Source organism: Pseudomonadota bacterium, from assembly GCA_027624715.1.
In the GTDB taxonomy this organism is placed as follows: domain Bacteria; phylum Pseudomonadota; class Gammaproteobacteria; order Burkholderiales; family Eutrophovitaceae; genus Eutrophovita.
Window position 1 is genome coordinate 1 of the sequence record JAQBTV010000015.1, and the last position, 25841, is coordinate 25841.

At 45.9% G+C, this 25841-nt stretch carries 25 protein-coding genes; 10 read left to right on the forward strand and 15 right to left on the reverse strand.

Annotation, left to right across the window (positions count from 1 at the left end):
• Positions 1 to 104 precede the first annotated feature (104 nt).
• The 5 genes from O3A65_07870 to O3A65_07890 all read right to left on the reverse strand — a co-directional run bounded on the left by O3A65_07870 (position 105) and on the right by O3A65_07890 (position 6173).
• Positions 105 to 353: a MoaD/ThiS family protein gene (locus tag O3A65_07870; protein MDA1332378.1), complete on the reverse strand. Its 249-nt coding sequence runs from the start codon at positions 351 to 353 to the stop codon at positions 105 to 107.
• A 14-nt stretch (positions 354 to 367) separates the two neighbouring features.
• Positions 368 to 2641: a xanthine dehydrogenase family protein molybdopterin-binding subunit gene (locus tag O3A65_07875; GenBank protein MDA1332379.1), complete on the reverse strand. Its 2274-nt coding sequence runs from the start codon at positions 2639 to 2641 to the stop codon at positions 368 to 370.
• Positions 2642 to 2673: 32 nt separating this feature from the next.
• The gene (locus O3A65_07880; GenBank protein MDA1332380.1) at positions 2674 to 3150 is read right to left on the reverse strand and encodes a (2Fe-2S)-binding protein; all 477 of its coding nucleotides are present in this window, start codon (positions 3148 to 3150) and stop codon (positions 2674 to 2676) included.
• 27 nt (positions 3151 to 3177) lie between these two features.
• Positions 3178 to 4032, reverse strand: coding sequence for a xanthine dehydrogenase family protein subunit M (locus tag O3A65_07885; protein ID MDA1332381.1), 855 nt, complete (start codon positions 4030 to 4032; stop codon positions 3178 to 3180).
• Between the two features lie 254 nt (positions 4033 to 4286).
• On the reverse strand, positions 4287 to 6173 hold the full coding sequence (locus O3A65_07890; protein MDA1332382.1) for a potassium transporter Kup: 1887 nt from the start codon (positions 6171 to 6173) through the stop codon (positions 4287 to 4289).
• 150 nt (positions 6174 to 6323) lie between these two features.
• Here O3A65_07890 and O3A65_07895 point away from each other — a divergent pair, with 150 nt between their 5' ends.
• The 9 genes from O3A65_07895 to O3A65_07935 all read left to right on the forward strand — a co-directional run bounded on the left by O3A65_07895 (position 6324) and on the right by O3A65_07935 (position 15034).
• A complete protein-coding gene (locus O3A65_07895; protein MDA1332383.1) occupies positions 6324 to 6704 on the forward strand; it encodes a Rid family detoxifying hydrolase in 381 nt (126 codons plus the stop codon).
• Positions 6705 to 6737: 33 nt separating this feature from the next.
• Positions 6738 to 8816: an ATP-dependent DNA helicase RecG gene (gene recG / locus O3A65_07900; GenBank protein MDA1332384.1), complete on the forward strand. Its 2079-nt coding sequence runs from the start codon at positions 6738 to 6740 to the stop codon at positions 8814 to 8816.
• A 5-nt stretch (positions 8817 to 8821) separates the two neighbouring features.
• The gene (ubiA, locus tag O3A65_07905; protein ID MDA1332385.1) at positions 8822 to 9697 is read left to right on the forward strand and encodes a 4-hydroxybenzoate octaprenyltransferase; all 876 of its coding nucleotides are present in this window, start codon (positions 8822 to 8824) and stop codon (positions 9695 to 9697) included.
• A gap of 133 nt (positions 9698 to 9830) precedes the next feature.
• On the forward strand, positions 9831 to 10148 hold the full coding sequence (locus tag O3A65_07910) for a c-type cytochrome (protein ID MDA1332386.1): 318 nt from the start codon (positions 9831 to 9833) through the stop codon (positions 10146 to 10148).
• Positions 10149 to 10313: 165 nt separating this feature from the next.
• A complete protein-coding gene (locus O3A65_07915; protein ID MDA1332387.1) occupies positions 10314 to 11468 on the forward strand; it encodes a branched-chain amino acid ABC transporter substrate-binding protein in 1155 nt (384 codons plus the stop codon).
• Between the two features lie 58 nt (positions 11469 to 11526).
• A complete protein-coding gene (locus tag O3A65_07920; protein MDA1332388.1) occupies positions 11527 to 12456 on the forward strand; it encodes a branched-chain amino acid ABC transporter permease in 930 nt (309 codons plus the stop codon).
• Positions 12453 to 13553 carry an ABC transporter ATP-binding protein gene (locus O3A65_07925; protein ID MDA1332389.1) on the forward strand — a complete coding sequence of 367 codons (1101 nt, stop codon included), beginning with the start codon at positions 12453 to 12455 and terminating at the stop codon, positions 13551 to 13553. The genes O3A65_07920 and O3A65_07925 overlap by 4 nt, the downstream gene beginning before the upstream one ends.
• A 6-nt stretch (positions 13554 to 13559) precedes the next feature.
• Positions 13560 to 14324 carry an ABC transporter ATP-binding protein gene (locus O3A65_07930; protein ID MDA1332390.1) on the forward strand — a complete coding sequence of 255 codons (765 nt, stop codon included), beginning with the start codon at positions 13560 to 13562 and terminating at the stop codon, positions 14322 to 14324.
• The gene (locus tag O3A65_07935) at positions 14321 to 15034 is read left to right on the forward strand and encodes an ABC transporter ATP-binding protein (protein ID MDA1332391.1); all 714 of its coding nucleotides are present in this window, start codon (positions 14321 to 14323) and stop codon (positions 15032 to 15034) included. Before O3A65_07930 ends, O3A65_07935 begins: the two co-directional genes overlap by 4 nt.
• Positions 15035 to 15096: 62 nt before the next feature.
• Here the strand turns inward: O3A65_07935 and hemF are convergent, their stop codons facing one another.
• The 10 genes from hemF to O3A65_07985 form a co-directional block, all read right to left on the reverse strand.
• Complete coding sequence (hemF, locus tag O3A65_07940; protein MDA1332392.1) at positions 15097 to 15996, reverse strand: oxygen-dependent coproporphyrinogen oxidase; 900 nt, start codon at positions 15994 to 15996, stop codon at positions 15097 to 15099.
• A 5-nt stretch (positions 15997 to 16001) separates the two neighbouring features.
• Positions 16002 to 17270 carry a phosphoribosylamine--glycine ligase gene (purD, locus tag O3A65_07945; GenBank protein MDA1332393.1) on the reverse strand — a complete coding sequence of 423 codons (1269 nt, stop codon included), beginning with the start codon at positions 17268 to 17270 and terminating at the stop codon, positions 16002 to 16004.
• A gap of 63 nt (positions 17271 to 17333) precedes the next feature.
• On the reverse strand, positions 17334 to 18899 hold the full coding sequence (gene purH, locus O3A65_07950; protein ID MDA1332394.1) for a bifunctional phosphoribosylaminoimidazolecarboxamide formyltransferase/IMP cyclohydrolase: 1566 nt from the start codon (positions 18897 to 18899) through the stop codon (positions 17334 to 17336).
• A 33-nt stretch (positions 18900 to 18932) separates the two neighbouring features.
• Positions 18933 to 19169: a Fis family transcriptional regulator gene (locus O3A65_07955; GenBank protein ID MDA1332395.1), complete on the reverse strand. Its 237-nt coding sequence runs from the start codon at positions 19167 to 19169 to the stop codon at positions 18933 to 18935.
• Positions 19166 to 20176 (reverse strand): tRNA dihydrouridine synthase DusB, encoded by a 1011-nt coding sequence (dusB, locus tag O3A65_07960; protein ID MDA1332396.1) that lies wholly within the window; start codon positions 20174 to 20176, stop codon positions 19166 to 19168. Before dusB ends, O3A65_07955 begins: the two co-directional genes overlap by 4 nt.
• A gap of 50 nt (positions 20177 to 20226) precedes the next feature.
• Positions 20227 to 21465, reverse strand: coding sequence for an FAD-dependent monooxygenase (locus O3A65_07965; protein ID MDA1332397.1), 1239 nt, complete (start codon positions 21463 to 21465; stop codon positions 20227 to 20229).
• A complete protein-coding gene (locus tag O3A65_07970) occupies positions 21401 to 22699 on the reverse strand; it encodes an aminopeptidase P N-terminal domain-containing protein (protein ID MDA1332398.1) in 1299 nt (432 codons plus the stop codon). The genes O3A65_07965 and O3A65_07970 overlap by 65 nt, the downstream gene beginning before the upstream one ends.
• Positions 22700 to 22712: 13 nt before the next feature.
• Positions 22713 to 23339 (reverse strand): FMN-binding negative transcriptional regulator, encoded by a 627-nt coding sequence (locus O3A65_07975; GenBank protein ID MDA1332399.1) that lies wholly within the window; start codon positions 23337 to 23339, stop codon positions 22713 to 22715.
• Positions 23339 to 24049, reverse strand: a complete 711-nt coding sequence (locus tag O3A65_07980; protein ID MDA1332400.1) for a nucleotidyltransferase family protein — start codon at positions 24047 to 24049, stop codon at positions 23339 to 23341. The genes O3A65_07975 and O3A65_07980 overlap by 1 nt, the downstream gene beginning before the upstream one ends.
• Positions 24050 to 24052: 3 nt before the next feature.
• Positions 24053 to 25075, reverse strand: a complete 1023-nt coding sequence (locus tag O3A65_07985; GenBank protein ID MDA1332401.1) for a phosphotransferase — start codon at positions 25073 to 25075, stop codon at positions 24053 to 24055.
• Positions 25076 to 25111: 36 nt separating this feature from the next.
• Between O3A65_07985 and O3A65_07990 the strand changes: the two genes are divergently transcribed.
• Positions 25112 to 25841: putative LPS assembly protein LptD (locus O3A65_07990; protein ID MDA1332402.1), on the forward strand; the 730-nt coding region annotated here is incomplete at its 3' end.

Here is a 25841-nt window from a genome sequence, read left to right on the forward strand (position 1 = left end):
CGTTTATGACAGGATTAGCAATCCCGGTTGATGGTGGCCGCAGCATTCGTTGAAACCAGTTGTTGATTTGCTCATACGAGCGCTCTAAGTTAAGGATATCTGAACTAGCCTGCACCGATAGGTGGAATTAGGTGAACCTCACTGTTCTCACCGATAGGAGCAAACAGGATATCTTGATAGATTTCGCCGTCAATCGCTACGGCGAAACCTTCAGATTCGAGCAGTGGTGCTAGAGCAGGGCAAATTTGCTTTAGCTCGCCCACCAACTGATGGACATTTTTGGCTCGAATATTAAATTCACCAATACCATTAGTTAGACTTTTTAACGAGCCAGTGAGGATAAGTTGTGCCAAAGGGTTCTTACCACCTATCCATGCATTAGTTTTGCCAGAACTTTAGGTGGAGAAAGCGGTAGTTCATTAAATCGTATGTTTGTCGCCCTTGACACCGCATTAGAGATCGCTGCCAGAGGAGGAATGATGGGTGTCTCCCCTACGCCTCGAACGCCATAGGGATGATTCGGATTAGGCACTTCAACAATGACTGTATCGATCATTGGGACATCAGAGCACACGGGAATACGATAGTCCAAGAATCCGGTGTTTTCCAATTGACCTTTGTCGTTGTATATGTATTCCTCGTTAAGCGCCCAACCGATTCCTTGGACGGCGCCCCCTTGCATTTGTCCTTCGACATAAGCGGGGTGAATCGCTTTGCCAGCATCTTGGATTGCGGTATACCGAACGATAGAAACTTTACCGGTCTCAAAGTCTACCTCGACGTCCACGATGTGTGTTCCAAGACTTGGCCCAGCGCCCGTTACGTTCATTGAACAGTTGGCCATGATGGGGCCACCAGTCTTGCCCGCTTGCTTCGCTATTTGTGCAAGACTCATTGTTTTGGGTTCGTTTCCAGCGATTAAACGTGCATGACCATCCACCCATTCGACTTGATCAAGAGGAACCTCCCAAAGCAACGCGGCGCGCTTTTTAAGTTCCTCAATAGCTTCTCTTGTTGACCGAACAACGGTGGTACCCGTAGAAAAAGTGGCGCGACTGCCGCCAGTGAGGAAGTTAAAGCCTAGAGCGTTCGTGTCGCCAATGACTGGTTTGATAAGCTCCATAGGAATGCCAAGCTCTTCAGATGCCATCATCGCCATAGAGGCCCGCGAACCCCCAACGTCTGGTGTGCCCAGTGTTAAGCCAACGGTTCCGTCTTCGTTGATCGTAATCGATGAGCTGGTTTCTCCTCCTATATTGAACCAAAACCCTGAAGCGACCCCTCGACCTTGGTTTGGTCCGAGTGGCGCCGAATAGTGAGCGTGAGCTTTGGCTGCCTCGAGGGTTTCGATCATGCCTATTGGTCCAAGTTTAGGCCCATAAGGAGCAATGGTACCTTCTTTGGCGGCATTTTTGAGACGAATTTCAATGGGGTCTATTTTGAGTTTGAGTGCGATTTCGTCTATCACGCTTTCTACGCCATATTCTGAAATAGGTCCTCCCGGAGCTCGATATGCAGCAACTTTTGGACGGTTTACAACAATATCGTACCCAACGGCCCGAACATTTTTTAAATCATAGGGGGCAAAGGCGCACATCGCTCCCGGTCCCACAGGTGCGCCTTGAAATGCACCGGCCTGATATTTAAGAACACAGTCGCCTGCCGTGATTCGGCCGTCATTTTTCACACCGATTTTGACCCATATTTTTGCCCCAGAGGTTGGGCCACTCGAAGTGAAAACTTCAGCTCTGCTCATATCCATTTTGACGGGACGACAGGATTTTCTCGATAGTGCGAGCGCTAAAGGTTCGAGATAAACGACAGTTTTGCCTCCAAAGCCTCCACCAATTTCGGAAGAAGTCACTCGTATCTGCGCCGCGCTTAGACCAAGAAGTTTTGAGCAGAAATTTCGTACGACAAAAGCTCCTTGGGTTGTACACCAGAGTTCAGCTTGACCGTCTTCAGACACACTTGCTAAGCAGGCGTGCGGTTCGATGTAACCTTGATGGACTTGTTGGGTTGTGAATTCTCTTTCGACGATAAGATCTGCTTCTGCAAAACCTTTTTCCACGTTTCCGAAGCCAAATTCAACCCGTTTTGCAACGTTGGATGCTTTTTTAGGTGCGGGTGTGACGCCAATGGTTATCATATCTTCGTGCAACAGTGGGGCGTCGGGCTTTTCCGCGTCCTCAACTTCTAAGACGTGTGGAAGCACTTCATATTTGATAGCAATTAAGCTAAGTGCTTTTTCTGCGATATCGTCGCTAGTTGCTGCAACTGCGGCAACCGTGTGGCCAACGTAAAGTGCCTTTTCCCGAGCCATGATATTTCGGGTGATATCTTTTAAGTTAACGATCATTTCTCCCATTGGGACGAATTCCGCAGGAAAATCCTCAAAATCTGCGCGCGTGATGACAGCCTTTACGCCATTCAATGCCTCAGCTTTACTCGTATCAATCGAGAGGATTTTTGCATGCGCGTAAGGACTTCTGAGGACACGCCCAACCAGCATGTTGGGAAGTGATTTGTCCGACCCAAATAGAGCCCGCCCAGTTACCTTATCTACGCCGTCTGGTCTAGCAGGTCGTGTACCAACAATTTTGAGCTCTCGTTCAAGATTGGTTTGAGTCATGTCATTCATGTTAATTTCCTCTTTTTCAAAGTCTAATTTCTTTAAGCGTTTCTCATGTCAGCGGCAACCTCGAGGACGGCTCGAACAATCTTATCGTAACCCGTACAACGACATAAGTTGCCCGCTAACCAAAAGCGGACCTCTTTTTCACTTGGATTCTTATTTTTAGACAGTAGTGCTTTTGCTGCGACCAAGACCCCCGGGGTACAAATCCCACACTGCAGTGCTGCAAGATCAATAAATTTTTGCTGTATGGCATGCAGCTCAGAACCGGAGGACATCCCCTCAATGGTTTCAATTTCTTTACCGTCAGCCTCAACCCCAAGGACAAGGCAGGAGCAAACCAGTCGATCATCCAGCATCACGCTGCAGGCGCCGCAATCTCCAGTGGCGCATCCTTCTTTGCTTCCCGTTAGGTCGAGTTCATGCCTTAAAACATCTAAGAGCGTCTGTTGCGTATCGCACAGAAACTCGTAGGTATCCCCGTTAATACATGTTGAAACGTGTGTTTTCGACATTTTTTTAATCGCCAGTTCGTATTTTGATTAGGAATTAGTTGCGCGCTTAAGAGCGATACCAAATGCTCGTTTAGCTAGAACGCCTGCAATCTTGGTTCGATACTCAATAGTGCCTCGTTTATCTTTGATTGGTTTGCATGCTTTTTCTGCAAGAGAGACCAATTTTTGTATTGCATCGTCATTGGGCTCTTTGCCAACAAAAATATCCTCTAAGCCACTGAGAAGCACCTGCGTTGGTGCTATAGCGCCTAGAGCCACGCGGATAGCTTCAATTCTCCCATCTTCAGACACGCTTAAGGACACGCCTGCACCAACCACTGCTATATCCATTTCGCTGCGTGGAATTAAGCGTAAGTAAGCATCACCTGCACGGCTTCTAGGTTTTGGTAGCTTAAATCCAATGATAAATTCTCCTTTGTCGAGCGCGGTCCTCCCTGGTGCAGTCACAATTTTTTCTACTGGTTCTTCGCGCTCCTTTGTTTGCCCAGAGATAACACAAGTGGCTCCTGCCGCAATCAGTGCTGGTACGCTATCTGCTGCTGGAGATGCATTACATAAATTGCCACCTAAGGTTGCACGGCCCTGAATTTGAGTAGAGCCGATTAGCGATAGTGCTTCTACAACTCCTGGCCAATCTTTACTGAGGGAATTGTGCTCGACAATTTCGGCGCAAGGTGTCGCGGCTCCGATCCACCAACCTTGAGCTGACTGCTCAATGGCCATTATTTTAGGGACATATTTAATGTCAACGACAACTTTTGGAGACACGAAACGGGTTTTTAATTTGACCAGTAAATCAGTTCCACCAGCTAATGCGAACGCACCCTCTTGCAATAGGGCTTGACTCGCCTCCGATGCGGATTTCGGTGTGACATATTTCATATTGTTAGCCTCTTCCTATAAAACGCTTAAACGTAATGTTTTAATATGTCTTTAAGTTTAAGCTAATTTGGAGACTAAATACAAAATTTCAAGACCAACTAGAAACACATGCGTTTGATGCCAATGAGGGGTTGGATGCCTTGTGCTTGCTGCGATCGTCGCCAAAGGACATCTGTACGGTACACTTTTTTTGCTTAGCTTTCAGCAATACCTGTGTCTAGGCCTTAAATTAACGTACCCAGCTGTTTAAGCGCTTAGAGTTCAATGCGGGTTCCGAGCTCTACAACCCGATTGGCGGGCAGCTTAAAAAAACTGATGGGGCTTGATGAATTTCTAGACATCAGTGCGAACAATTTTTCGCGCCATAGGGCCATATCTTTTCCAAGTTTTGGAACCAGCGTTTGTCGTGAAAGGAAATATGAGGTGTCCATTGCGTTAAACGTCAATCCCATGGGGGCGCAAAGTTCCAAGGCTGCGGGTATATCTGGCTGATCCTTGAAGCCATAACGAACCAGAATTTTAAAGAATTCGTCTGTTATGGGTTCGACGAGGACGCGCTCTTGATTGGAGATGTGCGGTATTTCTTCAGTTTTTACTGTCAGGAGCACGACACGCTCGTGAAGTACTTTATTGTGGTTCAGGTTGTGGAGTAACGCACGAGGAACCGCATTTGAGGAAGTGGTCATGAAAACCGCCGTGCCGGAAACCCTTTGAGGAGGATACGCAGAAAGGCTAGTTAAAAAGGGTTTAAGATCCAGTGTATCAGGAGCCAGTTCGCGAATAAGCCCTTGGCGCCCTCGATACCAGGTGGTGAAAAGCGTAAAGAGGATTAACCCGATCGTGAAGGGAAACCAGCCGCCCTGCAAAATTTTGACGGAGTTTGCCGCAAATAGAGCTAGGTCGATTCCTAGGAAGGTCAGAGCGATAGGCAGCACATACCATCCCCGCCATCCCCACAAATGGGTTACAACAAAGTACGCCATTACAGTATCAATCGCCATCATCCCCGTCACGGCGACACCGTAGGCGCTGGCGAGATTGCTTGACGAACCGAATGAGAGAATTAGTAGTAATACGGCGGCTAACAGCATCCAGTTGATCCATGGCATGTATATCTGCCCAATTTCACTTTCAGAGGTATGAAATACATCAAGACGTGGACAATATCCGAGTTGTATCGCCTGCCTCGTTAATGAATAAGTCCCTGATATTACGGCTTGGGAAGCAACCACTGTCGCGATAGTCGTCATGCCGATGAGTGGGTATAAGCCCCAGGAAGGGACCATGTTATAGAACGGATGGGTGATCGTTTCGGGTTGGGCGAGGATGAGCGCACCTTGTCCGAAGTAATTCAGTAATAAATTTGGCCAAACCCACAACGACCAAGCGATCCTTATCGGTTTTCGACCAAAATGCCCCATGTCGGTATAGATGCCTTCGGTCCCGGTTATTGCGAGCGCTATTGCCCCAATAGCTAGAAAACCAAATACTTTATTAGTAATAAAAAATTGTATAGCATAGCTCGGGTTTAAAGCCTTGAATACTGAGGGGTCTAAACCGAGGTTAATGACCCCTAAAAACCCCAAGACACCAAACCAAACTACCGTTATTGGCCCGAATAACGCACCAACTCCAGCAGTCCCTCGTCGCTGCAACATGAAGAGTAGGATCACGACCACGAGCGTAATGGGCATAACATATGGCTGAAGTGTTGGGCTAGCAACGCCAAGCCCTTCGACTGCAGATAAAACGGAGATAGCGGGTGTGATGATCGCATCTCCGTAAAACAGAGCGGTACCAAAGAGCCCGAGTGCGATTAAGATAAACCGTTTTTTCGGTTTCTTTTCCGTTGCTTTGAGGACAAGTGCTAGTAGTGCCATCAAGCCCCCTTCGCCACGGTTGTCTGCTTTAAGCATGAAAAAAATATATTTGACCGAGACGATCAGTGCGAGCGCCCAAAAAATGAGCGAAAGACACCCTAGAATATTGTCTGCCGAGGGTATGATGCCGTAGCGGGGACTAAAAACTTCTCGAATGGTATAGATTGGGCTGGTGCCGATGTCACCGAAAACAACGCCAATCGCTGCAATCGTTAAGGCGGCGATATTTTGTTTGTGAGTATCTCGAGGGCTAATATGCATTCAGGATCTTTGGAATTGTTTGTTCGTTTTTCAGAATCTACTATTTGTAAACCGAGACCATGTCTAGCACGCTACTCACTCGAACTTTGAAGGATTTTGATCCTGCGCCTATATTGTTGTGTTGCACGATATTACACCTAGGAGATCTTTATGGCGAACCAAACGATACAAACCAAACTTGCCCCGGCTGCTTTGGGAGCTTATTCACAGGGGATAAAGGCAGGGGAAACTATTTATGTATCTGGCCAGTTAGGCCTTAGTGCAAACTCGAGCGTGCTCCCTTCAACTTTCAGCGAGCAAGCGCGCCAAGCCTTTCTGAACATTGAGTCTATTCTGAAAGAGGCAGGGCTTAAGCTGCATGATGTGGTGAAATTCACAGTATTTTTAAGTGATTTAAATGACTTCAGCGAGCTTAATAAACTTATGGAAAGTTTATTTATGTCATGCGCTCTTCCAGCTCGGTCCGTGATTCAAGTATCACGCTTACCCAAGGATGCTTTGATTGAAATTGATGCTATTGCTGTTCATTAGTACTGTTGTGCGCTGAACATTTCGCCATAATTTATGAAGAGTAGCGCTAAGAAATCTGCTGATCAACACGATGACCTTGATGGTATTGGTACGCCGATAGTTCGTACCAAACTCAGTCGTCTCGGTATATCTAGAGCTCAGGATTTATTGCTATTTTTCCCGCTTAGGTATGAGGATGAGACTCAAGTGTTTGGGATTAGCGAGGCGCCAGAGCGGGATCTGGTTCAAATCGAAGTCACGGTTGTTCAGGCCAAAGTGGAGTTTCGACCCGGGCGACAGTTAGTGGTTACCGTTGAGGATGAAAGCGACAGAGCAATCCTTCGTTTTTTACATTTTTATCCGAATCAACAACGCGTGTTAGAAGTTGGTGCGCGTATCCGAGTTGTGGGTGAGTTGAGGATGGGACGTCAACGTTTGAGGGAGATGGTGCATCCTCGAGTTAAAAAAATTATTGAAAACGATCCGCTGCCTACGACACTCACCCCTGTTTATCCAACGACTAAAGGATTAAGTCAGGCAGCAATTCGAAAAGCGGTGGCGCAAGCCTTCACAATCGTGGACCAGAGCGATACGCTCTTACCGTCGATTTTGAAAGATCTCGGCCTGCCAAGCTACTCTAAAACGGTGAATATGCTGCATCGTCCTACCCCTGATGTTGATGCCGCGGTACTGAAAGATTCCTTAGGTATCTTCTGGGGACGTATAAGTTTTGATGAGCTGTTTGCACAGCAACTTATTATGCGCAAGAACTATGACAAGCGAGAGCAATACTCCGCTCCATTAATGAAGCGTAATACGATAGAAATGAAAAAGTTTTTGGACCATCTTAATTTTAAATTAACCAGCGCACAAAATAGAGTTCTCGTTGAAATACAAACAGACATGGCTGATCGTGTTCCGATGCGGCGTCTTCTGCAGGGCGACGTCGGTAGCGGCAAAACCGTGATCGCCGCACTTGCCGCACTACAGGTGATAGGCTCTGGGTACCAAGTAGCCCTGATGGTACCAACGGAAATTTTATCAGAACAACATTTCAAAAAAATTGAGGAGTGGTTGGCCGTATTGGGCATTACCGTTGAAAGATTAACTGGCAGCCTTACGAAAAAAGAACGAGCGATAGTGATTGAGAAGATTGCGTCTGGTTCAGCAAAGCTTATTGTGGGGACTCATGCATTATTTCAGGGCGATGTTGTATTTAAAAATTTGGGTTTGGTGATCATTGATGAGCAGCATCGTTTTGGCGTTAAACAAAGACTGGCGTTGGTTGACAAGGGAGCTGATCGCTTAAATCAAACACACCAATTAATGATGAGCGCCACTCCAATTCCAAGGTCTTTAGCAATGAGTTTTTTCGGAGACTTAGATGTGTCGGCAATTGATGAGTTACCGCCCGATCGTGTCCCAATCACGACAAAGTTGGTTAGCAATAGTCGACGAGAAGAGGTCTTCCAGCGCGTACAAGAGACTTGCCGCTCGGGTCAGCAAGTCTATTGGGTTTGTCCGCTTATAGAGGAATCTGAAGTGTTGCAGCTAGAGACAGCCATACAGACACACCAGACAATCCAAGCTCAATTTCCAAATTTAAGTATAGGCATTGTTCATGGAAGAATGAAGGCTCAAGATAAGACAGCGGTTATGGAGAAATTCTCCAACAGAGAGATCCATTTATTGGTGGCTACGACGGTCATTGAGGTCGGTGTTGACGTTCCGAACGCTACCGTTATGGTGATTGAGAGCGCTGAAAGGATGGGGTTGTCACAATTGCATCAGTTGAGAGGCCGGATCGGTCGCGGGGCCTACGCCAGCACCTGCATTCTTCTTTATGGTCAAAAACTGACGGATATTGCACGCGCGCGGCTAAAAATTATCTATGAAAATATAGATGGGTTTGAGGTGGCCCAAGCAGATCTTCAGCTTCGAGGCCCAGGGGAAATACTCGGCGCACGACAGTCTGGTATGCCGATGCTCCGCTACGCGGATATAGAAAGAGATTTACTGTTTTTAGAAGCAGCAAAGCGTCTCGCGCCTGATTTCTTGGCCCATCATCCAAATCTGGCAGAGCGACACATTAATCGGTGGTACGGCTCACGCGAAAAATATTCGGAGGTATAGATAGTATGTTGAAAATTTTTCGACTAAGGTTGTCTAGCTATGCGCGATTAATTCGCATAGATAAACCGATAGGCTTTTGCTTGTTGCTCTGGCCAACACTTTGGGCTATCTGGATGTCGTTTGGGGGCATGCCCAATGCTCATGTTTTCTTGGTGTTTGTGATTGGTGCATTTCTGATGCGATCTGCGGGTTGCGCAATAAACGATTATGCCGATAGGGATTATGACCCTCATGTTAAACGTACCGCTAATCGACCTCTTGCGACTAAAGAAATAGCCCCATGGGAGGCGTTAGTTGTCGCCGCTCTTCTCGCATTGATCGCTTTTGGGTTGGTGTTGACGCTTAATGCGCTGACCATCAAATTATCATTTGTGGCGCTTTTCCTGGCGATTAGCTACCCGTTTGCTAAACGATACATATCAATGCCGCAGGCTTACTTAGGCGTTACATTTGGAGTTGGTATTCCCATGGCATGGGCCTCTGCTGTAGATCACATTCCGTTTGTGGCGTGCGTCACGATGCTCGCGAATCTGTTTTGGGTGCTTGCTTATGATACACAATACGCTATGGTGGATCGTGATGATGATATGGCGATTGGTATAAAAACTAGCGCAATTTTATTTGGCAAGTATGACGTTACTATGGTGCTCGTCTTTCAAACTACATTTCTTTTCTTGATGTTGATGGTTGGCATAATGAGTGCCCTCGGCACTTTTTATTATATGGGCTTAGCTGGGGCAACAGTAGCTATTGCATTTCAATACCCAATGATTAAATATCGCTCGCGCGAAGGGTGTTTTCGAGCATTTCGGCATAATAATGCAGTTGGGAGTGTGATTTTTTTTAGTCTACTTCTAGATAAGGTGTTTGTAAGAGGTTAATGCGGTAGCTTGGCAGGATCGAATGATAATTGGATGGTAGAATATCCATTAGGTTAGAAAGGCTTGCTGAGTCTAATTTAAATATTTTTTGCTGCTTATATTTTGGATGTTGAACGAAATGGAGAGAATTAACATGAAGAAAGTTGTTGTGTCCTGCCTCGTGGCATTTGGCCTAAGTTTTGTGTCGCAGGTCCAGGCAAATGACGCGGAAGCACTCGCGAAGTCTAAAAACTGTTTGAGTTGTCACGCGATAGATAAAAAATTAGTCGGCCCAGCCTACAAAGATGTTGCTAAAGGTAAGGACCCTAAGGGGGGCGTAATTACGTTAGAAAGACTCGTTAAATCCATAAAGACTGGAAGTATGGGTAAGTGGGGTCCAATCCCAATGCCACCTAATGCGGTAACTGATGAAGAAGCAAAGCGGTTGGCGAAGTGGATTTTATCCTTATAGAGTTTAAGGATTGTAAAAAAGCCGGCTCTAAGCTTTTTTTTGGACACTGAGCGTCGTCGTGTTCGGCATTGAAAATTGACACGGGGTAAACCGCTGTTACTATCAGTTAAGTGCCTCTGGTTGGCCTTGAATCAGGTCGAAAAAAAACATTTAGGAGAGTACACAATGGTAACGAAACGTTTATTTGCATGTGTCGTGAGTGCGCTACTCATGACTGGATGTAGTTCAGACAATGAAACTAATGATGGGCGAAAAGTAGTTAATATTGGCCACGTTGGTCCGCTCACAGGATATCAATCCCATCTCGGCAAGGATAATGAACGTGGGGCTTTGCTTGCAATTGCTGAGGCGAATAAAGCGGGTAGCGTGATCGGTGGAGAGGTTATCGAATTCAGATTGCTATCTGAAGATGATGAGGCAAACCCACAGAAAGGTACGGTAGTCGCTGAAAAGTTAATGGATGCTAATGTTGCAGGTATCGTTGGACATTTGAATTCTGGCACGACCATCCCCGCATCAAAAATATATTTTGACGCCGGTGTGCCTCAAGTTTCGCCATCGGCTACGGCAATTGAGTTTACCCATCAAGGCTATGAAACTGCTTACCGCGTAATGGCCAATGATGGACAGCAAGGGAAAGTTTTAGGTGACTACGCGGTCAAGGCCTTGGGCGCTAAGAGTGTTGCGATTATTGACGATCGAAGTGCTTACGGGAAAGGCCTGGCAGACGAATTCGAATCTGCGGTCAAGCAAGCGGGCGGAAAGGTTATGACCCGAGAATTTACGGACACCACAAAAATAGATTTCACTGCAATTTTAACTAAAATCAAAGGCCTCAAGCCTGATTTAATTTTTTATGGCGGGATGGATGCGCAAGCTGGGCCTATGATGAAACAAATCAAAAATTTGGGTGTGACAGCTACTTTCCTTGGCGGGGATGGTATGCAGACCACACAGTTTACAGCGCTATCCGGCGCTGAAGGTGAGGGCGCTTATGCGTCTTCTCCTGGGTTGCCGTTAGATCAAATGGCAGGGGGTGCGGAGTTTCGGGAGAAATACGAGCAAATCCATCGCGAGGCTATTCAGCTTTATGCGCCATACGCATATGATGCGACCTCTGTGATTATCGACGCGATGAAGCGGGCAAATTCGGTAGATCCAGCCACTTACTTGCCATTTCTTCGCAGTACTGACTTATCCGGAGTAACTGGGCGAATCCGTTTTGACGAGCGAGGAGATTTAAAAGGCGGCAGCATCAGCCTTTATCAAGTAACCAACGGAAAGTGGAAGTACATTGAAACGTTTGGTGGTGGTGACTAGTGTGATTTAAGCCTCCTTGCGTTCGATCTGACCTTTTTAGAGGAGGCCGGTTACTGCGATGGATATATTTGCTCAGCAAGTTATCAATGGGTTAGTTTTAGGTAGCGTCTACGCGATGGTAGCGCTGGGCTATACCATGGTCTACGGGATTCTTGGGCTGATTAACTTTGCTCATGGCGAACTGGTGATGATTGGTGCCATGATTGCTCTGGCTGTTGTGTCGGCTCTGATGGCCGGATGCCCGGAAATGAATCCCTTCACAATGATTTTGATTGCAGGTGCTGCGGCGATTTTAGTGTGTGTGCTTTTGGCGTTTTTTATTGAGCGGCTAGCTTACCGTCCATTGCGTAATGCGCCGCGTCTGGCACCTTTGATTACTGCGATTGGGATTTCAATTCTGCTTCAAAATATCGCTATGATTATTTGGGGTCGTAAATACAAAATGGTGCCTCAGATATTTCCTATTGAAACTCATGAATTATTTAGCGCCAGCATCACAAGTGTTCAGTTATTTATTGTTGCGATCTCAGGGGTATTCATGGCCGGTCTACTTTTAGTCGTGCATTTCACTAAACTCGGACGCGCTATGCGCGCCACTTCAGAGAGCCAGCGAGTAGCTGGACTTATGGGTATAAACGTTAATAAGATAATCTCGGTAACTTTTATGATTGGCGCTGCGCTTGGCGCGGTAGCCGGTATCTTAGTCGCGGGTAACTATAGTGTGGCGCACTATTCGATGGGGTTCATGCTCGGACTCAAGGCGTTTACAGCGGCAGTTCTGGGCGGCATTGGCAATCTTGGCGGAGCCGTCCTTGGCGGACTATTGCTTGGTCTTATTGAAAGCATTGGAGCTGGTTATATTGGAGATTTGACGGGGGGCTTTCTTGGAAGTAATTACCAAGATGTGTTCGCTTTTGTCGTCCTGATTGTTGTGCTGGTTTTTAGACCTACCGGAATTATGGGTGAACGCGTGTCGGAGCGGGCATGAGACTGATCGTACAACAGTTATTGAAAAAAATAACGAGGAACAAGAAAGTACTGTTAGTCGGATATGTGTTTCTTTTTCTTGCGTTGGCAGTTCTACCTTTCCTGCTGAGTAATACAGTAGGTAAAACTTGGGTTCGTATTCTCGATTTCGCATTAATTTATGCCATGCTTGCTCTGGGTTTAAATATCGTGGTGGGCTTCGCTGGCCTGCTCGATTTAGGATACATTGCCTTCTACGCGGTAGGAGCTTATATATGGGCATTATTGGCCTCGCCGCAGTTCGATTTGCATCTACCATTTTGGGCTATCTTGCCCATAGGGGCTGGCGTGACAGCTATTTTTGGCGCGTTGTTGGGAGCGCCTACTCTTAGGTTGCGTGGAGATTACTTGGCTATAGTGACGTTAGGTTTTGGGGAGATTATTCGTATTTTTTTGAATAACCTTGATCACCCGATCAACGTGACTAATGGCCCAATTGGAATTAATAAAATTGATCCAATCAGTATTGGTGGGGCCGATTTAACACGTACGCATGAATGGTTAGGCATCTCATTCTCGGGCGCGCATATTTATTATTATCTTCTGCTTGTTCTATTAATTTTTACGATCGTAATGTGTGTGCGCCTTGAGAACTCGAGAATTGGCCGGGCTTGGTTGGCGATTAGAGAAGATGAGTTGGCCGCTCAGGCGATGGGCATCAATACGCGAAATATCAAATTGTTGGCATTTGCCTTAGGCGCGGCTTTTGGCGGTGTCGCTGGCGGATTATTTGCCAGTCTTCAGGGGTTTGTCAGTCCAGAGAGTTTTGGTTTGCTCGAGTCAATCATGGTTTTATGCATGATTGTTCTTGGTGGAATGGGGCATGTCTATGGTGTATTGCTGGGCGCGCTTTTACTTACTGCGTTGCCGGAAATTTTAAGATCAACAGCGTCGCCAATACAACGAGTACTCTTTGGCGATGTTTATGTGGACCCTGAAGCACTTAGAATGTTGTTGTTCGGATTGGCGCTGATTGTGGTTATGTTGGTTCGGCCTGCGGGACTGTGGCCAGCACCAAGGCGACGAGCGATGGTAGATCAAGACATCGGTCATGATTGAGTTTTTATGGCGTTACTAAATTTACGAGAAATCAATAAAAATTTTGGCGGTATACACGCGTTAAATAATGTCTCGTTGACGATTGAAGGTGGTGAAATATACGGATTAATTGGGCCTAATGGTGCGGGCAAGACCGCGCTAGTCAATGTCATCACAGGTGTTTATTTGCCTAGTAGTGGCAATGTTGAATTCAATGGGGAATCAATCATTGGAAGAAAGCCTCATCAGGTTGCGTTAACGGGCATTACCCGAACGTTCCAAAATATTCGTCTTTTTCAAAATATGACAGTATTAGAAAATGTAATGATTGGCACACATGCTAAAACGTCAACAGGACCCTTTGGTGCTATTTTTGATACCAAGTCGTCGAGAGTTGAAGAAAGGTTGATACGTTCACAGTCGAGAGCGTGGTTGGACTATGTTGGGATTTCGTCGCAAACCGACTATTTAGCTAAGAATCTATCTTATGGAGATCAGCGTAGGCTAGAGATTGCACGAGCGTTAGCGACGAGGCCTAAGCTTTTGGCGTTAGACGAGCCTGCCGCTGGGATGAACGCTACAGAGACGGATGAATTAAAGTTGCTGATACAAAGTATCCGAAGGGATGGCGTATCAATTTTGTTGATTGAGCATGATGTAAAACTCATCATGAATTTGTGTGATCGTGTTGCAGTGCTTGATTATGGTCAAAAAATTGCGGAAGACATCCCTAGTTTAGTTCGTCGAGATCCTAAGGTCATAAAGGCCTACTTAGGCGGAGACTTGCCATGACCTTTTTTCATGTGCAATCGATGAGTGTGAGATACGGTGGGATTCGAGCGGTTCGAGATATTGATATTAGAGTCGATGAGGGAGAAATGGTCGCGCTAATTGGTGCAAATGGTGCTGGGAAAAGCTCCACGTTGAATGCGATCGCAGGATTGCTTGAACACACTGGTAATGTGTATTTTGATGGTGCGAACCTGACCACGGAACCTGTATATGCACGAGTGAAATGTGGTATTTCATTGGTACCCGAAGGGCGTGGGGTATTTGGGCGTTTAACGGTAGAAGAAAATCTACTGATGGGTGCGTATCTGGGTGGCAGCCAGCAAGACCAGGATGCAGATTTGTACAGAATGTACGAGTTTTTTCCAAGACTTAAAGAGCGACGTCGTCAAACAGGCGGTACTTTGTCGGGTGGTGAGCAGCAAATGCTAGCAATTGGCCGAGCCCTGATGGCAAGACCAAAATTATTGTTGTTAGATGAGCCATCAATGGGTTTGGCACCTATTATGGTTGAAAAAATTTTTGAAGTGATTCGTGGGGTATCTAAGTCGGGAGTCACGATTTTGTTAGTTGAGCAAAATGCACGGTTAGCACTTGAGTCGAGTCAGCGGGCTTACGTGCTGGAGAGCGGTGAGTTATCAATGACCGGCGAGTCACGAGCACTGCTTCAAAATCCAAAAGTTCGAACTAGCTATTTAGGTGAAGCCGAATAGCTCACAGGGTATGTGGCTTTTGCAAAGTTTCACTGCGCGTGATGTCTGCGCGTAAGAGATATCTACACCCAATTTTTACCTATTAAGTATTTTTCATACAACTTTGCTTCATCCGACTCATTTGTTGGAGCCCAGTTGTAACGCCACTTCACATTAGGAGGCATGGACATCAATATCGACTCCGTTCGTCCGCCTGATTGAAGCCCGAATAGTGTTCCACGGTCGAATATCAAATTGAACTCTACGTATCGACCTCGTCGATACGCTTGGAAATCTTTTTCCCGCTCTCCGAAGGTTGTGTACTGACGCTTTTCGACAATCGGTAGGTACGCAATTAAAAAATGTTCGCCTACGCTGCGTGTTAGCGCAAAACAGGTATTGAAGTCAGGCGATGACAGATCATCAAAAAAAATACCGCCAATTCCTCTCGGCTCTCGACGATGCTTAAGATAAAAATACTCATCACACCATTTCTTAAATTTTGGATGAAGTTTTTCATCAAAGGGGTCAAGCGATGCTTTGCAGGTTTTATGAAAATGTATGCAGTCTTCGTCGAAACCATAGTAGGGTGTTAAATCTATTCCGCCACCAAACCACCATACGGGATCTTTAGATCGCTGTGCTGCGAAAAAAAATCGTACGTTCATATGTATGGTTGGAACGTAGGGATTTTTTGGATGTAGCACTACGGACACTCCCACGGCCTCAAAAGATCGACCCGCCAACTCTGCACGGGCTGTTGTCGCAGAAGGGGGTAACGTATCACCGAAGATATGAGAAAAATTGACTCCCGCGCGCTCAAATATATTTCCCTCTTCTAGAACTTGACTGATGCCGCCTCCACCACCTTTTCGGTCCCATGTGTCGGCGATAAAAGGTTTACCATCAAGCATCTCTAACGCTTCAACGATGCGATGTTGGAGCGCTATGAAAAACTCTTTAACTGGTGCAACCTCTATCATATTGTTTAACTCTTGATTGCGCGGTTGCCAATATCCGTTCGATATTGTTTGCCAGCAAAGGAGATTTTCTCTGAAACGCTCAGTGCCAGCCCTCGGGCTTGAGCAACGTTCTCGCCAAACGCGGTGACGCAAAGGACCCGACCGCCATTCGTGACGATTTGGTCATTGACAAAACTTGTGCCTGCATGAAAAACATGAACATCCTTATTTTTATCCTCAGGTAGGGTGATTACATCCCCTTTACGCGGGGAGTCAGGATAATTTTCAGCCGCGAGTACGACGCCTAGTGCGGTTCGGCGATCCCACTCCGACTCCACTTCATTTAGCGTGCCGGCTAACGCGTGCTCTATTAAAACCAGAAGGTCACTTTTGAGACGCATCATAATTGGTTGAGCCTCAGGGTCTCCTAAACGGCAATTAAATTCGAGTACTTTGATGGATTGATCGGGCGCGATCATTAATCCAGCATAGAGGAATCCAACAAAAGGTGTATCGGCAAGGCTCATTCCTTGTACGATCGGCTCAATGACGTTTTTCATGGTCTTTGCGTAGATCTCTGGAGTGACGACTGGAGCGGGTGAGTAAGCGCCCATGCCGCCTGTGTTGGGTCCTTGATCACCATCAAGCAACCGTTTGTGATCTTGGCTGGTCGCGAGTGGAAGAATATGTTCACCATCAAGCATGACAATGAAGCTAGCCTCTTCGCCGATTAAGAATTCTTCTATGACCACTTTAGCGCCAGCAATACCCATTCCGTTTTTAACAAGCATCATATCTACAGCGTCGTGCGCTTCTTTTTCTGACATAGCGACAATGACCCCTTTACCCGCCGCTAACCCGTCTGCTTTCACCACAATAGGCGCCCCTTTATTAGAGATGTAGGTGTGGGCTTCATTGGGGTCAGTAAATGTGCCGTATTCGGCGGTTGGGATATTGTGTTCCGACATAAATCGTTTGGCGAAGTCTTTTGAGCTCTCCAGTCGTGCTGCCGATGCCACAGGCCCGAAGATCTTTAGGCCCCTCGCTTTGAACGCGTCAACCATACCCTCGCTCAACGGTACTTCTGGACCAACAACAGTAATGTAAATATTTTCTGTCGTTGCAAAATTAATCAGGTCTTCAATGTCGTTTAAGGGGACATTGTGTACTCTTTCCTCGAGCTGTGTTCCAGCATTACCAGGTGCGACAAACACTTTTGATACACGAGGCGATTGAGTGAGACGCCAGGCGATCGCATGTTCCCTACCGCCGCCGCCTACAACGAGAATTTTCATAATAATTTGTATGCTGTGATTGACATCAGTTTATTTAAAAACATGAATACATGAACATGTAGTCTAGTGACGGAAGTGACGGGTGCCAGTAAGAACCATGGCCATGCCATGTTCGTTCGCTGCCGCAATGACCTCATCATCTCTCATGCTGCCTCCGGGTTGAATTACGGCTGCCGCTCCTGCTGATTTAAGCACATCAAGACCATCTCTAAACGGAAAAAAAGCATCGGACGCAACAACAGAATTTGAAAGGCTAAGATTTGCGTTTTCAGCTTTTATTGCAGCTATACGGGCAGAGTCGACGCGACTCGTTTGCCCGGCCCCTACACCTAGTGTCATACCTTTATTACAAAATACGATCGCATTTGACTTGACGAATTTTGCGACACGCCAAGCAAACAGTAGGTCCGTCATTTGCTCTACTGTAGGTTTTATTTCAGTAACAATTTGCAAATCCGCCTCAGACACATTTTTGGCGTCAGAAGTTTGGACCAAAATGCCACCACCAACCCGCTTGAACTCATGATCGTTGGTACTGTGATCAAGTTCGATTTGTAGCAGTCGAACGTTCTTTTTTTGAGCAAAACAGGCTATCGCTTGTTTGGAAAAATGGGTCGCGATTACGACTTCAACAAACTGTTGGCTTATCGCAGTTGCAGCATGTTCGTCAACGTTCGTGTTAAAAGCGATGATTCCGCCGAATGCAGAAGTTGGATCTGTGCTGAATGCCTTTTGGTAGGCTTCGAGTGCATCTTGACCCATTGCCACACCACATGGATTGGCATGTTTAACGATTACGCAGGCTGCGGTATTAAAGCTTTTTACACATTCCCAAGCAGCATCCGAGTCCGCGATGTTGTTATACGACAATTCTTTACCTTGAACTTGTTCGTAATTTGCTAAAGAGCCTGGGAGAGATACGAGATCTTGGTAAAACGCCGCGTGTTGGTGGGGATTTTCGCCATAGCGTAGATCTTGTCGTTTCTTGAAATTTAAATTTACTTGCGTAGAAAATCGGTTCTTGTGACCGTTTGTTTCCAGAGATGTCAGATAGTTGCTTACGTTGGAGTCGTAGTTTGCTGTGTGAGAGAATGCTTTTTGGCAGAGTGCAAATCGTGTATCGTGAGACAACTGCCCAGTGCTGGATTGCAATAACTCCTCAACGATCTGTGCATAGTCGTTAGGGTCCGTGACGATGCCGACGTGCTCCCAGTTTTTTGCTGCTGCTCTGACCATGGTGGGGCCACCAATATCGATATTTTCGATGGCGTCCTCTAGACTGCAATTCGGCTTGGCTATGGTTGCGGCAAATGGGTAGAGATTTACAACCACTAGATCGATTGTCGGTATGTCATGCTCTTTAAGCGCTGAATTGTGTTGTGTCAGATCACGTCGTGCCAAGATGCCTGCGTGTACTTTTGGGTGAAGGGTTTTCACCCGCCCATCCAGCATTTCTGGGAATCCGGTGTAGTCCCCAATTTCAGTTACGGCAATACCAGCTTTTGCGAGTGTTTCTGCTGTTCCGCCGGTAGATAAGATCCGGTAACCAATTCTTTTTAATGATTGGACAAACTCTACGATTCCAGTTTTATCGGAGACACTTATGAGAGCTTGCTTAGATGATAGCATGGCGCGTTTTTTAATTTAGATTGTTGCAAGAAGTTATAGAACATTAAATTTTTTCATTTTTGCTCTTAGCGTATTACGATTTAAGCCGAGCTTTTGTGCGGCTTCGCTTTGATTTCCATCGCTGCGTTTGAGAATGTCTTCGACGAGCGTTTTTTCGACTGTATCTATAACCATATTGTAGATCCCATGGGCTTTCTCACCTTCTAAGTCTTTAAAGTATGACTCAACGGCATGCTTCACGGCATTGGAAAGATCGGATTGCGTGCTCATGCTGCAAGTGACTCGATTATTGGGGCCTGTTGTTTTTCAATAGGGTTCATGAATTGAATTATGGCATCAGTTTGGGCTTTACCACTTTCAAGCATATTAAATGTTGTACGGAATGTATTTGCAGCAGGAAGGTTACCCAGATACCAACCCACATGTTTCCGTGCAAGTCTGACCGCGCGCGGCTCCCCGTAAAAATCATAAAGAGCAACGAGGTGCTCTAAAAGAATATTTTTGGTCTCATGAATCGTTGGTGGCGGTAGATGCTCCATGGTTTTGAGGTAGTGCGTAATTTCCCGAAAAATCCAGGGTCGACCTTGAGCCGCACGGCCAATCATTACTGCATCGGCACCTGTCACCTTCAAAACATGAAGCGCTTTCTCTGGTGAATCAACATCTCCGTTAGCAATGATCGGAATACCAACAGACGCTTTTACCGCTGCAATGGTTTCATATTCGGCCGCCCCATTGAAAAAATCATTCCTTGTACGTCCATGAATGGCCAGCGCTTGAATCCCACAGTCTTCAGCAATCTTTGCGATACGTGTTGCATTTTTCGAATCTTGATCCCATCCCGTACGTATTTTTAATGTTACGGGAACTTTGACTTCTCGAACGACGGAGCGGAGTATCAATGCGACTAAAGGCTCATCCCGTAGTAACGCTGAACCGGCTGCTGCTTTGCACACTTTTTTGGCGGGGCAACCCATGTTGATATCTATAATTTCAGCTCCTAAATCTACGTTCATTTTGGCTGCTTCAGCCATTTTTAAAGGGTCAATGCCTGCAATTTGAACTGTTCTCGGCGCCTCTTCGCCGCGGTGGTCGAGACGAAATTGGGTTTTTTGCGAACACCATAACTTGGTATCTGATGTAACCATTTCCGATACTGTAAGTGCAGCACCCAGTCGTCGACACAGGCTTCTAAAGGGCTGGTCCGTTACGCCGGCCATTGGGGCAGCGATTACAGGGGAAGTTAGGATGTAAGGACCAATTTTCATGAGAGATATTGTTTTTCTAATCTTAGATTCTAAAGGATCCAAAAGGATTTGAGAAAAACTTATAGTTTTAGTCCAAAAATTAATTGGCGAATGAGGATTCTTTTTGCGAGAGGCATTAAATCCAGCGCAAGCAGACCTAAGCCTCGCGCGCCTTTAATGCCTGTTACTTTGTTAGAAAATAAATGGTTTAGCCCTGCGCTGAAAAGAGTTGTTTGCAATCGATCCCATCGCCTTTTCTTACGGAATGCGCTGACTGTTTTATTACTGATAAGATTATCAATATGTGTGTGACGGCACACTTCCGCAAGATCCCAAGCGTCTCTGAACCCCAAATTTAAACCTTGAGCCGCAATGGGGTGCAGCGCTTGGGACGCATTACCGACGATCACAATTCCGCCGCGAGTTGGTTGTTCGGCGATTCGAGTTGCTAGCCCATAAGATTTTTTTTCGCGTAATGACGTGAACCGCCCACAGCGGTCCCCGAATGCATCTTGAAATTGCCTCAGAAATTTCTCGTCTGATTGATTCAATAATTCTTTCGTTTTAGTCGCTTTGACTGACCATACAAAAGCAAATTCATTTCCTCTTGGCAAAAGGGCGATAGGCCCAGTGTTGGTAAATCTTTCGTAAGCGACATCATGAGGCTTGTTGTCACTCGTGATAATCCCAACGATTGCATCATGGCCGTAGTCGATCGATTTCTTATGTTTTAGCCCAGCTATATTTAAGGACTGCCCTCCGTCCGCCATGACTATGAGGCGGGCAGCTATCGTTGTCGAGGTATTATTCATATCCAGTGTGATTTTTGAATGATCCTCAAATTTTTCTATAGATGTAGCGGTTGAGTCAAAGAATGTTTCAATATCTTGATTAGTTAACTCATTTCTTAGCCGTGGCAATAAATCTTTAAAACGAACCACAAAGCCTAGCTCCGTTAATCTGGCATCTGAAGCAGATACGACGCTTTGCCCAAAATTTCCTCGGTCTGATATATGTATGCTACGAATAGGAAATCGTTTTTCATCTTGTAACCAAGCATTGAGACGATTGAGAATGAGATAGCTATTCCAAGAAAGTGCTAGCGTGCGTCCATCGGATATTTCTGAATATTCGGATTGCGTTTCTAATACCGTTGTGGATAAGCCAATGTTTTTCATTGCGAGCGCGACAGCGCAGCCAACTGGGCCCCCGCCAATCACCACAACGTCATATGGTGCTCCTGGAGCCACGAGTTCAGCTCGACATGAGTGATTCGATATCGCTGATCGTTTTAGGTGCCCCAGAAGTGATGATTTCACACCCATTGCCCTTGTTGACGATTGCGTCATCTTCAATACGGATTCCGATATTCCAAAATCGTTCTGGAATGTCGGGTGCGCTGGTGATGTAGCAGCCTGGCTCTATGGTTAAGACCATACCGGGCTCAAGGGGTCTCCATTCACGACCGACCTTATAGCTCCCCACATCATGGACATCCATACCCAGCCAGTGCCCGGTTCTGTGCATGTAGTATCTAAAGTACTCACGTTTCTCTAAGACTTTATCGAGTGATCCATGACAGAGCTTGAGGTCAATAAAGCCTTGAGCCAGCACTTTGGTAGCTGCATCGTGCGGAGCTTGCCAGCTGTTGCCAGCTGAGGTGGCTTCTATTGCCGCGCTTTGGGCGGCTAACACGAGTTCGTATATTGCTTTTTGCGGTCCAGAGAATTTGCCATTGATGGGGAAGGTACGTGTAATGTCGGACGCGTAGCCATTTAGTTCACATCCTGCATCGATGAGCAACAAATCCCCAGCATTGAGCGCTGCATTGTTTTCTATATAGTGCAAGACGCACGCATTTTTCCCCCCTGCAACGATCGAGGTGTAAGCTGGAAACTGTGAGCCATTTTTTTTAAAATGATATAAAAGTTCCGCTTCAATTTCATATTCATACTTTCCTGGCTTGGTGGCAGTCATCGCAAACGCATGGGCTTCTGCGGATATTTTTGCTGCTCGTCGCATGGTGTCGAGTTCGCTCGGATCTTTAATGAGCCGCATCTCATCCATTATTCCTCTGACATCAATGAGCCCCGTTGGTGCAGCGATGCCTTCTCGAACACGAGATCGCGTCTGGTTAAGCCACCTCATCATTTGTTTGTCCCATTTAGCATCTACGCCTAATGGTGTGTAGATCATCTCTTTGTTTTCGATCAGTTGGGGTAGGATGCGATCTATTTCATCAATGGAGTGAGCTTCATCACAATGAAATAGGTTTTTCGCTGCCTCTGGCCCATAGCGAAAACCATTCCATATTTCTTTTTCTTCATTTTTGTTGCGACAAAAAAGAATTGAACGAGGAGTTTCGCCGCCGATGATGACAATTACAGATTCTGGTTCGCCAAACCCGGTTAGGTATTGGAAGTAACTGTCAAAACGATAGGGGAAGTGCGCGTCGTTGTTCCGAACAACTTCCTTGGCAGTGGGTATGACTGCAATGCCAGATTGTATGCTCTCTGCCAGCTTGCTGCGTCTGTGAACAAATCGAGTTTTCATATTTCTGGCCTGTTTAGCCTTTCCGTTGATCATCTAGTTGTTGTTGCATTAAATCGGCTAATGCGTTATTACCATCTGACTCGGTTGAACGAAGGGTGGTAACCAATGCGTTGATCTCAGATCGATGTTTATTTTGAGAAAGCTTGAACTTGGCTTTTACCTCTAGAATTTTAGCCCGAAAACAGACTACCCCTGATACTGCATTGTTAATGAGCTCGATGTAATCCTTGGATGCGGCAAATTGAGAAAAATTGGGATCAAAGTGATTTGTAAGCCTATGTAGCAGCGGCATGACCTCCTCTTTGTCCTCGATCAGTGTGACATTGGTTCTAATTTCTACAACTGCATAGTTCCATGTGGGTAAATGCGGACTGGTTGTGTACCACGACGGTGAAATATATCCATGGGGGCCTTGAAACAGAAAGCTTGTTATATTTTTCTTTGAGAAATGGCGCCAGATGTTGTTTTGCAGTGCGAAGTGACCCTCTAGATGGGATTGTGCATTATTCATCAAAACTGGCGTGAGTGATATTTCTAGATGGTCTGCAGAAGAAGTGATTACAGTCGCCAATGGATTGTCCGCAATCAGTTGAATCGATCGCTCGTGATTATTTGATTGAAAATGAGGTGGTCGATACATCAGCGGTTACGTTGCGTAATTAATTTATTGGTGTGTTCGAGTCGATCTGGGGTGCCTACGTCTGACCAAAGCCCATCGAAATGATGTCCCAGTAGTTTCTCACGTTTGATCTCTCTTTTAAGAATCGGTGCCAGCGGGGTAGGTGAGTTAAGCGAAATGTCATGAAATAAGTCGGCCTTGTAGACCCCGATACCGCAGAATGTGAGCGTATGCTTGTTGCCTAACTTCACTCGTCCTTCCTCCAAACAAAAATCACCCATTGGGTGGTGCGTCGGGTTATTAACCAAAAATAGATAACCGGACGCGTTTGGATTTGTCTTTAAAGTGTTCATGGCCTCTCGCAAATCGTGGAAGGGCAATTCAGAGAAAATATCGGCATTGATCACGGGGAAAATATCACTTCTTATCAGGCTCATCGCATTAGCGATGCCTCCAGCCGTTTCAAGTGGTGTGGCCTCCTCTGATATGTAAATTTCTAAACCCCAGTTCATCACACTATGAATGAAAGTTTTAATTTGATCCCCTAGGTGGTTGACATTTATTACGATGCGGGAAAAACCAGATTCGCGCAAATTTTCAATATGATGCTGTATTAGTGGTTTTCCACCAACGTTTAATAGCGCTTTGGGATGAGCCTTCCCTAACGCGCCCATTCGGGACCCTCGCCCTGCAGCTAAAATCATCGCAGTAGGTTCAGTAAGGGTTACCATAGCCTAGAAGGTATGTCCAATTTGTTGCGTTTTACCCTCTATTTGGTCAAGGATAAGTAATAACGGTTTGAGTGCTTTATACCGTTTCGCGACATCACGGGTATAAGTCAAGAAGCGAGGCGCATCTAAAATATAATGATTCTTACCATCTCTATGTTTGAGCCTAGAAAATATTCCAAGAACCTTTAGGTGTCGCTGTAAGCCCATCCACTCTAAGTTCTCATAAAAACTTCCAAAGTCCTGTGGAACTGGCAAGGACGACTTGCGGGCTTTTTCCCAATAACGAATCGTCCAGTCAATAACTTGCTCTTCTTCCCAGCTTATAAACGCATCCTTAAACAGCGAGATCACGTCATAGCTTATAGGGCCTATTCGGGCATCTTGAAAATCCAAGATGCCTGGGTTTTCTTCGCAAACCATCAGATTTCTTGGCATGTAGTCCCTATGCGTCAAGACCGTTGCTTCACTCATACAGCGTTCTGTTATCAGCTTTAACACGCTATTCAGTGATGACTGGGCCCTCTCTTCAAGCGTTATCTGTAAGTGCTTCTGGATATACCAATCATCAAATAAAGCGAGTTCCGCACTCATGAGCTCTAACGTGTAAAGATTAAGGGAATCTAGTTTTGTGATGCTTTGAAGTTTGATGAGTGCAGTAGTTGCGTCATCGAAGAGTTTATCAGCGTTGTCACTGTTAAGCGCTTTCAAATAAGTTTCGTCCCCCAGGTCTGATAACACCAGGAATCCGTCTTTGAAGTTGGTATGCCTAATTTCAGGAACGCGAAGTCCATGAGAAGCAAGCAGGCCTGCCACGATCGAAAATTGCTGATTATCGTTATGAGCTAAAGGGGCATCCATAACCACAAGAGAATCTTTGCCGTGCGCCTTAATTCTAAAGTAACGTCGAGCACCAGCATCTGCTGCCAGGTCGGTTAAGGTAAAATCACGGTCATCGAGTATTAGGCGTAACCAGGCCTCAAGCTGACCTTGTCTAGATTCATCGAAAATTGGATCGCTTGTTTTCATGATTTAAGTCGTAAACTCATTTGTACGCATAATTTGATGATTACCCTAAAACTTCATTATACGAAGTTACAGCTCCTAATTATTTGTTGGGTGCCATTTTTCATTTCCGGCGAATTAGCGCAAGCTCAGGCCGAGGATGCTGAATTGCCGGTTATTAACGGTATCCATGTGACGAAAGAGTCTCAGCCAATTAACTTAGGTGTGGCGTTAGCGGAAACGACGGTCGAGGCAGCGCGAATTACGGGGGTTCGTGATCAGTATATTGAGGCGGAGGGTAACGCGGTTATTATCCGTGGCGATCAAGAATTTCGGGGTAATTACCTATTGTATGATCAGATATATGACGAAATAACAGGCCGTGAGGACGTTTCAATTAAAAAACCCAAGGTTTTTATTCTTGGGGATACGCTCAAGTACTCCCCAAGTACAGAAAAAGGTGAGATCACAGGAGCACGGTATTTTTTTACTGAAACTGATGCTCGTGGGCAGGCTGAAAAACTAATTTTCGAAGGCCCGAATCGTCAACGAGCGATTAATGCGACCTATACTTCTTGTGATGTGACACAGGAGGATGTATCAATCAAAACAACTGGTTTGAATATCTATCAGGATGAAGAGTACGGTGTGGCGAAGAATGCCTCGGTTTGGTTTAAGGGGATACCTATTTTGTATACCCCTTATCTCTCTTTTCCGCTAACCGATAAAAGAAAGAGTGGGCTCCTTACGCCATCTTATGGGCAGAGTGTTCAAAATGGTTTTGAAGCGA